Here is a 14,303-nt window from a genome sequence, read left to right on the forward strand (position 1 = left end):
GTGTCGAGGCTGTGGAAAACTAGTGAACCATGAGCAACGGAACCCTGATCCTGATGCGGCACGGCCAGAGCACGTGGAACGCCTCCAACCAGTTCACCGGCTGGGTCGACGTCCCGCTCACCGAGGAGGGCGAGGCCGAGGCCGTCCGCGCCGGTGAGTTGCTGGTCGAGCACAACCTGCTCCCGGACGTGTTGTACACCTCGCTGCTGCGGCGTGCCATCTCCACCGCGCAGATCGCCCTCGACACCGCCGACCGGCACTGGATCCCGGTTGTCCGGGACTGGCGGCTCAACGAGCGGCACTACGGCGCGCTTCAGGGCCTCGACAAGGCCGAGACCAAGGCGAAGTTCGGCGACGACCAGTTCATGCTCTGGCGCCGTAGCTACGACACCCCGCCACCGCCCATCGAAAAGGGCTCCGAGTACAGCCAGGATGGCGATGTCCGGTATGCGGACCTGCCCGCGGTGCCTTTGACCGAATGCCTCAAAGACGTTGTGGTGCGGCTCATCCCGTACTTCGAGGAGACCATCGCCGCCGACCTGCGGGCCGGTAAGACGGTGCTCGTGGCCGCGCATGGCAACTCGCTGCGCGCCCTGGTCAAGTACCTCGACGGCATCTCCGATGAGGGCATCGTCGGGGTCAACATCCCGACCGGCAACCCGCTGCGGTACGACCTCGACGAAAACCTCAAACCACTCAATCCCGGTGGCGACTACCTCGACCCCGAGGCAGCCAAGGCCGGTGCCGCCGCCGTCGCCGCACAGGGCAACAAATAGCGAACTCTTTTTGCCGATAACCGCAGGGGAGTAATTCCCCTGCGGTTATCGCAACCGGGACGCAGAGCTCCAAGTGAGGTCTACTCTGGGTCCATGGTGGGCAAAAACACATCAGAGGTCGGGGAAGATACGCGCACGCCCAACATCAGCGTGTTGCATTCGGTCCCTCAGGAACGTTATGAGATCTACGTCGACGACATGTACGTCGGCTACCTGGACTATGTCAACGAAACCGAACAGGTGGTGTTGACCCATACCGTCGTGCACAACCAGTACAGCGGCCAGGGTTACGCTGCGCACCTGGTCAAATATGTTCTCGACGACATTGCCAAGACCGGGAAAGACGTGGTTCCGCTGTGTTCCTACGTCGGCTATTTCATCGAACGGCACCCCGAATACGCGGCGATGGCCACAGAGGTCACGCGCTGAACGGTCCCGACCTGTATCGGCCGGGGATTTCGGGAGTGCAAAAGTCGTGACGGCGAAGTTCGGATGAACAACGCCCCAACAACCGCGTGACGACTTGTTATCTGCAGTAGTTGCCAAGCATTCTTCAGAGGTGTTGTGTCGCGCTGCCCGTAAGATTTGCCTGTGACCGTAATTGTTGTCGCAGGAGTGGCCATCCTGGCACTTCTCATCAGTGGGACGGCCGGATGGTTCTTCGGCCGTCGTCGACCAAGGGTGCGTGACCTGCCTCCGGCAGACGCTTCGCAGACCCTGTCGTCACCCGAATCGACGACGCTGCCGTCGAAGCCCGAACGTCACCCCATGACCCGCGCAACCCTGCTCGACCTCATCGTCGAGGGCGGTGAGACGGGCCTGGCAGTGGTCGACGTGGTGCGCGATGTCGTCTTTTTCAACGAGCGCGCGGTCTACCTCGGGATGGTCCGGGACCACCTGCTCGACGACGACGTCTGGGAACACGCCCAGGTCACCCTGGAGACCGGCGCAATCGAGCAGTTCAGGTTCGTTCCGCCGCAGAGTGCCGGTGGTTTCGTCTCGACCGGGCGCAGCCCCGGCCGCAAGGTCCATGCGGTGTCCTGCCGCAGTGGGCTGGTCACCGACGGCCACGAACGTTATGCGGTGGTCTACGGGCAGGACGACACCGAGAACGCTCGCGTCGAGGAGACCCGCCGCGATTTCGTGGCCAACGTTTCTCATGAGCTCAAGACGCCCGTCGCCGCGATCGGTCTGCTGGCAGAGGCCCTGATGGAATCGTCCGACGACCCGTACTCGGTCGAGCATTTCGCAGAGCGCGTCCACATCGAGTCGCAGCGTCTGGGCAACATGGTTTCCGAATTGATCGCGCTGTCGCGTCTGCAGGGTGCCGAACGCCTGCCCGACCTCGAGGATCTCGAGGTCGATCCGCTGATCGACGACGTCCTGGACCGGGCGCAGATCAACGCCGAGGCCGCCGGCATCAGGCTGACCGCGGACGACGATTCCGGGCTACACGTCCACGGCGACCACACACTGTTGCTGACCGCCCTGAACAACCTCGTCGCCAACGCCATCGCCTATTCGCCCAGCGGAACCGCGGTGTCGGTCAGTCGCCGGCTGGTGACCGTCGGGGACCAGCAGATGGTGGCGATCGCGGTGACGGACCGTGGCATCGGCATCGAACCCGAGTATCAGAAGCGGGTCTTCGAACGCTTCTTCCGGGTGGACAAGGCCCGGTCCCGCAAGACCGGTGGCACCGGCCTCGGGCTCGCGATCGTCAAACACGTCGCCTCCAATCACGGGGGTGCCATCAACCTGTGGAGCAAGCCCGGTACCGGCTCCACGTTCACCCTCACCATCCCGTTTGTCGCCGAATCGTCCCTCGTGGAGGGACGGCAGACATCCGTCGTCACCAAGCCCGAACCGGCCGCTCCCGTGGTCTTCGAAGAGAAAGAACTGAGCCTTTGACACATGTGCTGATCGTCGAGGACGAGATGTCCTTGGCGGACCCGCTTGCATTTCTGCTCCGAAAGGAAGGGTTCGAAGCCACGATCGTCACCGACGGGGCCAGTGCGCTACCCGAGTTCGAGCGGGTGGGGCCGGACATCGTCCTGCTCGATGTGATGCTCCCCGGCGCTTCGGGCACCGAGGTCTGCAAGGCGATCCGCGCACGGTCGTCGGTGCCGGTGATCATGGTGACCGCCCGCGACAGCGAGATCGACAAGGTGGTCGGGCTCGAACTCGGCGCCGATGACTATGTGACCAAGCCGTATTCGGCGCGGGAACTGATCGCCCGGATCCGGGCCGTGCTGCGTCGCGGCGGTGTCGAGGGCGAGCCCACCGACCTCGACGGTGGTCTGATCGAGGCCGGACCTGTCTCGATGGACGTCGAACGGCACACGGTGTCGGCCAGCGGGAATCCGATCACGTTGCCGCTCAAGGAGTTCGACCTCCTCGAATACCTGCTCCGCAACGCCGGACGGGTGTTGACCAGGGGCCAGCTGATCGATCGGGTCTGGGGTGCCGACTATGTCGGTGACACCAAGACCCTTGATGTCCACGTCAAGCGGTTGCGGTCCAAGATCGAATCGGATCCGGGTAACCCGAAACACCTCGTGACCGTCCGCGGCCTGGGCTACAAGTTCGAGCCCTGATCGCGCCGGTGTGCGGCTCTGTTGCCCAGAGCCGCACAATTCCGGTCGCTCAGGAGTGTTCTTCGGGATGCTGGGCGTACTTGATGTCGCCCTCTTGACGCTTGGTGGCGGCTGCGGTGGCGGGATGTATGGCGATGAGCCCCAGCGCGCTGCGCCGGGAACAGATCTTGGCCAGTTCCTCGTATGCCGGCTCACCGATCAGTGCGATCAGCTCCGGCCGATACGACTGCCAGACCTGCTTTTCGCCGATGTGCGCATCGGGTGACCCCGAGCAGTACCACTGGAGATCGGCACCACCTGATCCCCAGCCACGCCGGTCGAACTCGGTGATCGTGGTCTTGAGCACTTCTTCGCCGTCGGGACGCTCGACCCACTGCTGTTCCCGCCGGACCGGCAGTTGCCAGCACACCTCCGGCTTGACCTCGAGCGGTTCGATGCCCTTGCGCAGAGCCATGGAATGCAGTGCGCAACCCTGGCCGCCGGCAAAACCGGGGCGGTTGAGGAAGATGCAGGCACCCTTGTACTTGCGGGTCTTGAGGGCGGGCTCGCCGTCGAGATCGTCCTCCTCGAGATAGCCGCGTTTGCCCAAAGGGTTTTTGCCCGAACCCTTTTCGTAGAACTGCCAGTCGGCGGGGGTCAGCTGCGCCATGCCCTTGGCCAGAATCTCGCGGTCGTCGTCGTCAGAGAGATAGGCGCCATGACTGCAGCACCCGTCGTTCTCGCGGCCCTCGATGATGCCCTGGCAGGCGGGGGTCCCGAAGACGCAGGTCCAGTGCGACAACAGCCACGTCAGGTCTGCATTGATGAGGTGTTCTGGGTTCGAGGGGTCGACGAACTCGTACCACTCACGTGGGAAGTCGAGAGGAACTTCGGGTTTCGGCGCGATTTTCGAGGCTGCGTGCACAAACGCCAACGGTAGACGCATTAGGTTGTAGAGCGTGCGTTTAGGAGTGCTAGATGTCGGGAGCAACACAGTCCACCTCTTGGTGGTCGATGCGCATCGGGGCGGTCACCCGACCCCGATGAGTTCGACCAAGTCGACATTGCGGCTTGCGGAGCAGATCGACGGTGATGGCAGGCTGACCCGGCGCGGCGCCGACACCCTCGTCGACGCGGTCGACGAGTTCACCAAGATCGCCTACACCTCGGGCTGCGAGCAGGTGATGGCCTTTGCCACGTCCGCGGTCCGGGACGCCACCAACTCGGACGAGGTACTCGATCGGGTCCAGGCGCAGACCGGTGTCCGTCTGACGGTGCTCTCCGGCGTCGACGAGGCCCGTCTGACGTCGCTGGCGGTCCGTCGCTGGCATGGCTGGGGTGCCGGACGGATCCTGGCCGTCGACATCGGTGGTGGCTCTCTGGAGCTCTCCAACGGCGTGGACGAGGAGCCGGACGTTGCGCTGTCGTTGCCGCTGGGCGCCGGGCGGCTCACCCGCGAGTGGCTATCTGAGGATCCGCCGGGTCGTCGCCGGGTTGCTGTGCTGCGGGATTGGCTCGATGCAGAACTGGCCGTTGCGTCCAAACAACTCATCGCGGCCGGACGACCGGACATGGCCGTCGGCACCTCCAAGACCTTCCGTTCGCTGGCGCGACTCACCGGAGCAGCGCCTTCCAGCGCTGGACCTCGCGTCAAGAGGACACTTACGAGCGATGGTCTACGACAGTTGATCGCGTTCATCTCCCGGATGACCGCATCGGACCGGGCCGAGCTGGAGGGAGTGAGTGTGGACCGTGCTGGACAGCTGGTGGCGGGCGCACTCGTGGCCGAGTCCACCATGCGGGCTCTGTCGATCGATACCCTGGAGATATGCCCATGGGCCCTCCGTGAAGGCGTGATCTTGCGCAGGCTGGACCTCGAGTCCAGTGATGCCGAATTGCCGGCGGGCCAACGCTAAGGATGGTGAAGTAACTCATGGCCAGAGGAATGGATCCCGAATCGCGTCCCATCTCGGTTGCCGAGCTCTTGGCACGTGCCAAAGAGCAGGGCGCCGATGATGTGGCCTCGGCCGTCGGGAGTTCGCCTGCCGCTACCGGGCGTCGTCGCCGTGGCGGCAAGGATTCGGTGTCGGTTGCGGAGTTGACCGGAGAGATTCCCCGGGTGACCGCCCAGCCGAAGGCTGCTGAGGTGTCCCGGCCGAAGGCTGATTCGTCGTCGACGCCGCCGAAGGCAGAGCAGGCACGACAATCGGAGAACGGCACACAGCCTTCGACGCTGCCGCCGACCCGGGACTTCAGCACAACGGAGGTCTCGAAGCGGGCAGCGGCCGCAGCGGAGTCCGGCGTCAAGCCGACACCGGGTGCGCCTGATCGGCCTGCGCCGCTGGGCGCAAAGCCGGCGACTGCCGATTCGGGGACCGAAGGCGCGCCGGGGTCCGGATTCGCTGATGCTTCCGCCGTCACATCGGTCCAGGTTGCGGCCGAACAGGATTCGGCGGCCACCCGATCGACTTCAGGCGACGCCGATGAGGAAACGACCGGCGTCATCCCGTCGATGCAGGCGTACTCGCAAGTGGACGACAGTGACGATGATCATCGCGTCCTGAGCGCCGCCGAGCGGGAGCGAGAGTTCGAGCGGTACCGGAATTTCGAAGACGTCGAGACCGGTGAAGGGCCCGGCGCTGCGACGGCGGGTGGCAAGAAGAAGAAGCGGGGCCTGTTCGGCTTCGGCCGTAAAGCCGAGACCGCGACGACGCCGGTTGTCGGTGACGATGTCGACGACCACTCGGATCGGACTGTGACGCAGTTCATTCCGAAGACGGATGACAAGTCCGGGGCGACTGGGCCAGTGCCCGAGGCGCCGGCGACGGAACGTGAACCCGCACCGGCACCGGAAGAGGTGTCGAAGCCGCGGGAGCAGGCCGCAGATGATCGTTACCTCCGGTTCGACACAGATGCCGACACCGCCGCCTCCGATGTCACTGCGGACGATGACATCGCCACGGCAAAGTCGGTCGAGGTCGCCGATGAATCGCCGACGTCAGAGATCGGACGGGTTCGCGGCACCGAGGCAACAGGCGCTGACAAAGCTGCTGCGGTGGACGCCGGTTCCGACCGGGACGACGTCGTCAAGACCTCGCTCATCAAACATGGCTCCGAGTCGAAGGATTCGGAACGCGAGTCGGCCACCCCGACATCGGTTGCGGCGGAGGAGCAGTCCCCGACTGTCCAGTGGGTGGTGCTCATCGGTCAGGTGTTGGCCGGACTTGCCGTCGGCGTGGCCCTGTTCTGGGGTTTCACCGAGTTGTGGCGCTGGAACGTCCTGTTCGCGCTGATCCTCTCCGTGGCGGTGATTTTCGGATTGGTGACGCTCGTTCACGTCGTCCGTCGTAGCAACGATCTGATCAGCACCCTGCTGGCGATGGGTGTGGGATTGCTGGTGACGATCGGTCCACTTGTCCTGTTGCTGATTGCCGGGGACTGAAACCAGGTGCCGGCGCAACTCCCGCCCGAGAACATCTCCGCCGGCCTGCCGAACGTGAGTCCGAGTCGTGAAGCCTCACCCCGCGACATCTCGATGGGTCGGCCGAACGTGAGTCCGAATCGAGAGCCCTCACCCGGCGATATCTTGGAGGGGCTGCCCAGGGTGAGTCCGCATCCTGAACTCCCACGCGGCGACATCGCGGTGGGCCTGTCGACCGCTTCGGTGTATCCGCAGAACACCGAAGCGGCATTCCAGTACGCCGCCGACCTGGGCTATGACGGTATCGAACTGATGGTCTGGGCCGATGCCGCGAGCCAGGACATCACCCGGGTGGCGCGGCTGTCGGAGCACTATCAACTGCCGGTCCTGTCCGTACATGCGCCGTGTTTGCTGATCTCGCAGCGGGTCTGGGGCCGGGACCCCGCGGCGAAACTGGCCCGTTCGGTGGCTGCTGCCGAGGATCTCGGAGCCAAGACCGTGGTGGTCCATCCGCCGTTCCGGTGGCAGCGGAAGTATGCGAACGGATTTCGTGACCTGGTGCAGATCCTCGAGGACGACTCCGATGTCGCCATCGCGGTGGAGAACATGTTCCCGATCCGGACCGACCGGTTTTTCGGCAAGTACGAGGAGGCGGCGGATCGGATGTTGCGTCGCGGTGGGGGACCGGGCACCTCGGTGTCGGCCTTTGCCACCTCGATCGACCCGACCGACGATGGCTTTGCGCACTACACACTGGATCTGTCCCATTCGTCGACGGCGGGCGTCGACGCGATCGAAATGCTCGAACGGATGGGTTCGGGCCTGCGCCACCTCCATCTGGCCGATGGCTCGGGCGCCGCAGTTGACGAACATCTGGTCCCCGGTGAAGGTTCGCAACCCTGTGTGGAAGTGTGTAGTCGACTGGCCGCTGGCGACTTCTCCGGTTCGGTCATATTGGAAGTCAGCAGCAGTGCGGTGAACACCAAAGCGGAGCGTCGCGAGATCCTTTCCCGCTCACTGGATTTCGCAAGAAGAAACCTCGAGCGGGCGTAACCACAGGAGTATTTTTCAGTTGTCTGTGCCCAACCTTGACATCGTCAACACCCTGCAGCAGGTCGGAGACCCGGGATCGGACCGGATCGAGTACACCGCGCAGATCGACCCCGTCTTCACCATCGGTCCCAAGGTCCACGGCGGCACCTTGCAGATGCTCACCGCCAACGCGGCGTTGGCCGGATTCATCGCAACCGCGCCCGGAGACGAAGCTCGACCATCGCCAGGAGACGAAGCCGGAGGCGGAGCTCGACCATCTGCCGGAGACGAAGCCGCGGCGTCGGGGCTCGCGCCGGTGGCGATCGCCACGAATTTCCTCGGGGCACCGGATCCCGCGGAGATCACTCTTGCGGTCTGGGTGCGCAAGCGCGGGCGGCGGGTGTCGCTTGTCGACGTCGAGATACATCAAAATGGCCGCAACCTGGTTCATTCGACGGTCACGATCGGCACTCCCGACACCGATGGCCACTATTCGGCCCCCTCGACGCTGCGGGACATGCCTGTCGAACCCGACGACGACGTGATCTACGTGCAGGACAGCCCGATGGGCGACATCATGCATCTGGGGGCGGTCCTCGACATCGCCATCGATGAGAAGTCCGTCGCCTTCGTCCGCGGTGAGAAGGCCGACCCCGTCTTCCGGATGTGGGCCCGCCCGAAAACCACCGCGCCCGACGGGCTCTTCGCGGTGCTCGCCGGAGATCTCAGTGCTCCGGTCGTGATGAACCTGCACCTGTTCGGATGGGCTCCGACCTTGCAGCTGACCACCTACCTTCGGCGCAATCCGGCACCGGGCTGGCTGCGGATCGAGTCGTCGAGCACCGAGGTCGGGCACGGCTGGTTCGAAGAGGACCATGTGGTCATCGATTCGACGGGCAGCGTCGTTGTGCAGTCCCGCCAGCTCGCGATGATCCCTGATGCCAACTGATCCCCGCCCCACAACCGGCGCACACCTACATCAATCTCAGCGTGAGAAAGTGACTTCATGACCCAGCGAATCGCAATCGTCGGCGGCGGCAACATCGGCGAGGCCCTGTTGGCCGGGCTGATCCGGACCGGCAAGCCCGTCAAAGACCTCGTCGTGGCCGAGAAGTTCGCGGCCCGGGCCAAAGAACTGACCGCCGACTACGGAGTCCGCGTCACCGACATCGCCGACGCGGTGGAAGGTGCCGCGATCGTCGTCCTGGCCATCAAGCCGGGTGACGTCGACTCGGTGCTGTCGGTGATGGCCGAGATCGAGGACATGGGTGAGCAGGAGCGGCTGACCGTGACCCTGGTCAGCGGGCTGCCCACCGCGAAGTACGAGAACGCACTGCCCGCAGGCGCGCCGGTTGTCCGGGTCATGCCCAACACGCCGATGCTGGTCGGCGAGGCGATGTGTGGGGTGTCCGGTGGTCGGTACGCCACCGAGGAGCATGTCGCGACCGTCGTGACGCTGCTCGAGACCGTCGGCAAGGTCGTTGTCGTCCCGGAAAAGCAGATGGATGCCATCACCGCGCTGTCCGGATCGGGGCCTGCGTACATGTTCCTCATGGCCGAGGCGATGGCCGATGCCGGTGTCAGTCTGGGGTTGACCCGGGCGATGGCGACCGAGCTCGCCGCCCAGACCATCCGCGGCGCCGGTGTGCTGCTGACGGACTCCGGTCTCTCTCCGGTGGATCTGCGGGCCGCGGTCACCTCCCCGGCAGGGACGACGGCGGCCGCGGTGCGCGAGTTCGAGCGGTACGGGGTCCGGCACGCGGTCTCGGAGGCGGTGCTCGCCAGCGCAGCCAAGAGTGAGTCGATCGGCAAAGCGGTGCTCTCGGCGATCGAAGTCGACTGAGGCGGCGGTCGCGTAAAAGTCCGACGCCGATGGCGGCCATACCCGATGCAATCGCATCCGGGTGCGGCCGCCATCGGCGTTTTGCCGGAAAATTTCCACAATCGGGCCGTCAATTAGGAACAATTGCCCACTCACGTCGCATTGACCCCACCCGCCACGCTAAGCTTCGTGAAGCACGTGCGTGTCTGGAGTCCGCAGGAGGGGAAGCCTGCGGCCGCGACGCGTGCACCGGAGGTATGAAATTTTCATGGCATCTGCAAATAAGTCAGGTGACAACGCCGCCGGTGGTGGAACCCAGTTCCTCACCGTCGCCGAGGTCGCAACATTGATGCGGGTCTCCAAGATGACGGTGTACCGCCTGGTGCACAACGGCGAGTTGCCTGCAGTTCGTGTAGGTCGCTCGTTCCGCGTGCATGCCAAGGCGGTTCACGACTATCTCGAGACGTCGTACTTCGACGCCGGTTAAGCCCCGGCTGCAGCAATCGCCCTTACGGGCCGTGGAGCAACATCTACGGTCCGTAAAGTGCTGACCTGCCCTCATGTCGGCATCGACCCCTGGTCGCCGGATCTGTGATCCGGAGTGGATTTCGCCACTGGTCGCTCTGGCGGTAAGGTTTGCAGGCGACCCGTTCGCCGGTGTTCTGGCGCGCGTAGTAAGTGAGCCAGCCTGTGTGGACGGCCAAAACCTGTAGGACCATCAGGTCAGATCGTGAGGAAGTTCCCAGATGGGTTCAGTGATCAAGAAGCGCCGCAAGCGCATGTCGAAGAAGAAGCACCGCAAGTTGCTGCGTCGCACGCGAGTGCAGCGCAGGAAACTCGGTAAGTGAGTTTTTTCGCTCTATAGACAGAACCCGCCGCATTGTCGGCGGGTTTTGTCGTTTCCGGGGTTCGCCGGGTCGTGACCGTGACGATCTGAACTCGATGGTTGCGATTATCGAGATGTTAACCCGGTGCACTCTGGCAAAACCTGAAACAACTTCCGTACGCTGGGCGCATGGCCGAGGGCGAGGACGGGGTGGAGTCGGCACCTTCCGTGGTTTTGGTGACGGGAGCGTCGACATTTCTCGGCGGCTATCTCACCACCCGCCTGGCCCAGAATCCGGCGATCGACCGGGTGATCGCGGTCGATTCGCTGGTCCCGTCGAAAGATATGCAGCGGCGATTCGGCCGGGCCGAGTTCATCCGGACCGATATTCGCCGGACCAGCATCGCCAAGATCATCGACCAGGCCGGTGTCGACACGATCGTGCACGCCGCGACATCGGTGATGGACACCGTCGGCCATTCGCCGGCGATCAAAGAATTCAACGTCATCGGCACGATGCAGTTGTGCGCGGCCGCCCAGCGCAGCCCGACCGTCAAGCGGTTCATCGTCCGGTCTGCCGGGATCATCTACGGGTCGAGTTCTGCGGACCCGGCGCACTTCTCTGAAGAGACCGCGGCCCGCGTCGAGCCCACCAAGGGGTACGCCCGCGACCTCATCGACGTCGAGGGGTATGCCCGCGGCCTCGGGCGACGCCGTCCGGACATGACCGTCACCATCCTGAGGCTGTCGGCGATGCTCGGTCCGAAGATCTCGACCCGGATGAGCAAGTACTTCTCGTCGGCGGTGATCCCGGTCGTGATCGGTCATGAGCCCCGACTGCAGTTCCTGCACGAGGAGGACGCGCTGTCGGCTCTCGAGCACGCCACGCTGTCCGGGCGTCCCGGGATCTACAACATTGCCGCCGACGGGGTGATGACCCTGACCCAGGCGGTGCGCCGGGCAGGCCGGATCGGGTTGCCGGTCCCTTCGACGATGCTCGGAACGGTGGCCGGCGTCTACCGGGGGATGCGGGTGACGGCGATGCAGCTCGATCAGGTCGATTACGTGACCTTCGGCCGGGTCCTCGACACCACGCGGATGCGAACCGAACTCGGATTCGTGCCCACGTATACGAGCATCGAGACGTTTGATGATTTTCTGTCGCGCAAACCATTGGAGCCGGTGATCTCGCCGGATGCCTGGTATCGCGTGGAGCGATGGGCGCGGAGGGCCGCGTTGCAGTTGACATGAACTAGCGGGTGGTTTGTTATCGGAGAACGACGTTGTCGGGTGGCGCTTAACCCGCCGGGGCAGGGACAATGAAGATGTTGTGGCGTGAATGCGACATCCAGGGGTGGCAAGCGTTGAGCTTGAGGAAGGTGCGTGCTGGTGCCGGGTCGGGACCGAACGACTGATGCGCGGACGGCAAAGGTGATCCAGCTCTATTCGAGCTCACCGGGGCCGAACGGTCGTGCGCGTCGGCGACATCCTTCGCAGGCGACCACGGGTGGGGTCAAAGTCAATCCGGAGCAACAGAATCCCGGCAACAAGACGCACCCCACGAACGGCCATCCAAACACCGACGACTTTCATCAGGCGCCGGTCACCCCGATCAGCGCCGACGTCGGGGCGAAGCTGGCGGCAGGGGAGTTCGCCGAACCCGAGCCGTCGTCGCTGCTCAGTCTCGACGGTATGCGTGGGGCGCTGGCCGATTCGATCACCGGTGCCGCCGGTTACGTTCGACAGCGGGTCACCGGCGACTACGAGATCGACGACTTCGGATTCGATCCGCACTTCACCGAATCGGTGTGGCTGCCCGCGTTGCGGGTGTTGTTCGACAAGTGGTTCCGCGTCGAGGTCAGCGGCATCGAGAACCTCCCGCTCGACGGTGGGGGACTACTGGTCGCCAACCATGCCGGAACCATCCCCATCGACGCGCTGATGACCTCGGTTGCGGTGCACGACCATCATCCGGCCAAGAGGCACCTGCGGGTGCTCGCGGCCGATCTCGTCTTCGACACCCCGTTCATCAGCGAGATCGCCCGGCGTACCGGATCGACCCTCGCCTGCACCGCGGATGCGCAGCGGTTGCTGCGTGGCGGTGAACTGACCGCGGTCTGGCCCGAGGGATTCAAGGGCATCGGCAAGCTCTACAAAGATCGCTACAAGCTGCAGCGCTTCGGACGCGGCGGATTCGTCACCACCGCGCTCCGGGCGGGTGTCCCGATCATCCCGGTGTCGATTGTCGGCTCCGAAGAGATCTATCCGATGCTGGGCGACCTCAAGCCGATCGCCCGGCTGCTGGGTCTGCCGTACCTCCCGGTGACGCCGACGTTCCCGCTGCTCGGTCCGTTGGGGCTGGTGCCGTTGCCGTCGAAGTGGAAGATCCATTTCGGAACGCCGATCGAGACCGGTCACTTCGACGAGCAGGCCGCCGACGATCCGATGGTCGTGTTCGACCTCACCGACCATGTGCGGGAAGAGATCCAGCAGACCCTGTTCAAAATGCTCAGCCGTCGCGGGAGCATCTACTTCGGTTGAGCCCGCCCAGCCCGATAGTGTGCCCTTTTGGCGTATCCCACCTGGGGTTTTGTTCGCCAAAAGGCCACATCATCGGGAGGTGCCGGGGTCAGCGGCGAAGGTGTTTGACAGCCGCGGCGGCGCCACCGCCTGCCGCACCGAGGAATACCGCGGTCGGCAGGCCGATCTTCGCGGCCTTGCGGGCCGTGCGGTAGTCCCTGATCTCCCAGCCGCGGACCCGGGCGACGTCCCGAAGGTCGGCGTCGGGGTTGATGGCCACGGCGGTGCCGACGAGCGAGAGCATCGGCACGTCGTTGTGTGAATCCGAGTACGCCGTGCAGCGCTTGAGGTTGAGCCCTTCGCGGATCGCCAGGGTTCGTACGGCATGGGCCTTGCCGAGTCCGTGCAGGATGTCGCCGACCAGGCGGCCGGTGAAGACCCCGTCGACACTTTCGGCCACGGTGCCCAGTGCTCCGGTGAGTCCGAGCCGGTCGGCGATGGTCTGAGCGAGTTCCACCGGTGTCGCCGTGACCAACCACACCTGCTGGCCGGCATCCATGTGCATCTGCGCCAGGGACGCCGTACCCGGCCAGATCTTGTCGGCGATGAACTCGTCGAAGATCTCTTCGCCGAGACGTACCAGCTCTTCGGTCTGACGTCCGGCGATGAACGAGAGGGCCTTTTCCCGGCCCTGGGCGACGTCCTCGGAGTTCTCGCGACCGGTGATGCGGAACTTCGCCTGGGCCCAGACGAACTCCATGATGTCGCGGTAGCTGAAGTAGTCGCGGGCGGCGAGCCCCCGCGCGAAGTGGATCATCGAGGCGCCCTGCACCAGGGTGTTGTCGACGTCGAAGAACGCGGCGGCGGTCAGGTCCGGCGGCACCTCGGTCGGTACGCCCGGCTCGTCCACCTCGATGGTGGCGACGGTGCCCTCGGCCGGGACGTGCAGTGAACGTTCCCGGAGCTTCGAATACGCGGCCTGCGCGCTGGCCTCGCCTGCCAGTGACTGGCGCAATTCGGCAGCGGACTGACGAAAGCGTCCGACCCGGCTCGTCAGCGGTGACAGTGGACCCGATGGGGTGGCCGGTTTCCCGGGGACGTCATCGTCGTCGTCGTCGACCGCGTCATCGTCGTGTTCGGCGTCGCGGGCGTCGTCATGGGTCCTGCCGTGGGCATGTTCGGCCGCCGGTCCCGCTGCGGTCGCCTCGTCGACGTTGTCTTCGATGCGGGGGTCGATCTCAGAATCATCGCCGCCGGTGTACCCGTCGCCTGGAGTTTGTGTCACTCCTATCGCCTCCCCTGATCGGTCCGCTTCAAGCGTAGTCGGTACGCA

At 64.6% G+C, this 14,303-nt stretch carries 15 protein-coding genes; 13 read left to right on the plus strand and 2 right to left on the minus strand.

The annotated features are described in order from the left end of the window. Positions 1-29 precede the first annotated feature (29 nt). The 4 genes from AC56PL_RS01210 to AC56PL_RS01225 all read left to right on the plus strand — a co-directional run bounded on the left by AC56PL_RS01210 (position 30) and on the right by AC56PL_RS01225 (position 3,370). Positions 30-776 carry a phosphoglyceromutase gene (locus AC56PL_RS01210; protein ID WP_495514615.1) on the plus strand — a complete coding sequence of 249 codons (747 nt, stop codon included), beginning with the start codon at positions 30-32 and terminating at the stop codon, positions 774-776. 93 nt (positions 777-869) lie between these two features. Then, complete coding sequence (locus AC56PL_RS01215) at positions 870-1,205, plus strand: GNAT family N-acetyltransferase (RefSeq protein ID WP_497152789.1); 336 nt, start codon at positions 870-872, stop codon at positions 1,203-1,205. A 162-nt stretch (positions 1,206-1,367) separates the two neighbouring features. Next, a complete protein-coding gene (locus tag AC56PL_RS01220) occupies positions 1,368-2,684 on the plus strand; it encodes an ATP-binding protein (RefSeq protein ID WP_495514617.1) in 1,317 nt (438 codons plus the stop codon). Then, entirely contained in the window at positions 2,681-3,370 is a 690-nt protein-coding gene (locus tag AC56PL_RS01225) for a winged helix-turn-helix domain-containing protein (RefSeq protein ID WP_495514618.1), read from the plus strand. The genes AC56PL_RS01220 and AC56PL_RS01225 overlap by 4 nt, the downstream gene beginning before the upstream one ends. Positions 3,371-3,419: 49 nt before the next feature. On the opposite strand, the gene AC56PL_RS01230 is transcribed toward AC56PL_RS01225, so the two are convergent. Continuing rightward, positions 3,420-4,295, minus strand: coding sequence for a DUF3109 family protein (locus AC56PL_RS01230; RefSeq protein WP_497152790.1), 876 nt, complete (start codon positions 4,293-4,295; stop codon positions 3,420-3,422). A gap of 13 nt (positions 4,296-4,308) precedes the next feature. On the opposite strand from AC56PL_RS01230, the gene AC56PL_RS01235 reads away from it, so the two are divergent. From AC56PL_RS01235 to AC56PL_RS01275, 9 genes are all read left to right on the plus strand, one after another. Beyond that, on the plus strand, positions 4,309-5,265 hold the full coding sequence (locus AC56PL_RS01235) for a Ppx/GppA phosphatase family protein (RefSeq protein WP_495514620.1): 957 nt from the start codon (positions 4,309-4,311) through the stop codon (positions 5,263-5,265). A gap of 17 nt (positions 5,266-5,282) precedes the next feature. Then, entirely contained in the window at positions 5,283-6,791 is a 1,509-nt protein-coding gene (locus AC56PL_RS01240) for an Rv0497 family membrane protein (RefSeq protein ID WP_497152791.1), read from the plus strand. 162 nt (positions 6,792-6,953) lie between these two features. Continuing rightward, entirely contained in the window at positions 6,954-7,823 is an 870-nt protein-coding gene (locus AC56PL_RS01245; RefSeq protein ID WP_495516002.1) for a TIM barrel protein, read from the plus strand. Between the two features lie 25 nt (positions 7,824-7,848). Then, positions 7,849-8,751 carry a thioesterase family protein gene (locus AC56PL_RS01250; protein ID WP_497153544.1) on the plus strand — a complete coding sequence of 301 codons (903 nt, stop codon included), beginning with the start codon at positions 7,849-7,851 and terminating at the stop codon, positions 8,749-8,751. A gap of 57 nt (positions 8,752-8,808) precedes the next feature. Beyond that, complete coding sequence (gene proC, locus AC56PL_RS01255; protein WP_497152792.1) at positions 8,809-9,645, plus strand: pyrroline-5-carboxylate reductase; 837 nt, start codon at positions 8,809-8,811, stop codon at positions 9,643-9,645. 247 nt (positions 9,646-9,892) lie between these two features. Continuing rightward, positions 9,893-10,111: a helix-turn-helix domain-containing protein gene (locus AC56PL_RS01260; RefSeq protein ID WP_482135772.1), complete on the plus strand. Its 219-nt coding sequence runs from the start codon at positions 9,893-9,895 to the stop codon at positions 10,109-10,111. Between the two features lie 259 nt (positions 10,112-10,370). Further along, positions 10,371-10,472: a 30S ribosomal protein bS22 gene (locus tag AC56PL_RS01265; protein ID WP_003402602.1), complete on the plus strand. Its 102-nt coding sequence runs from the start codon at positions 10,371-10,373 to the stop codon at positions 10,470-10,472. A gap of 167 nt (positions 10,473-10,639) precedes the next feature. Continuing rightward, positions 10,640-11,701 carry an NAD-dependent epimerase/dehydratase family protein gene (locus tag AC56PL_RS01270; RefSeq protein ID WP_497152793.1) on the plus strand — a complete coding sequence of 354 codons (1,062 nt, stop codon included), beginning with the start codon at positions 10,640-10,642 and terminating at the stop codon, positions 11,699-11,701. A gap of 138 nt (positions 11,702-11,839) precedes the next feature. Beyond that, positions 11,840-12,991 (plus strand): lysophospholipid acyltransferase family protein, encoded by a 1,152-nt coding sequence (locus AC56PL_RS01275; protein ID WP_497152794.1) that lies wholly within the window; start codon positions 11,840-11,842, stop codon positions 12,989-12,991. Between the two features lie 88 nt (positions 12,992-13,079). On the opposite strand, the gene AC56PL_RS01280 is transcribed toward AC56PL_RS01275, so the two are convergent. Next, complete coding sequence (locus AC56PL_RS01280; protein WP_495516004.1) at positions 13,080-14,261, minus strand: HAD-IB family hydrolase; 1,182 nt, start codon at positions 14,259-14,261, stop codon at positions 13,080-13,082. Between the last annotated feature and the right edge of the window lie 42 nt (positions 14,262-14,303).

The sequence above is a fragment of the Williamsia sp. Y721 genome (assembly GCF_059683565.1).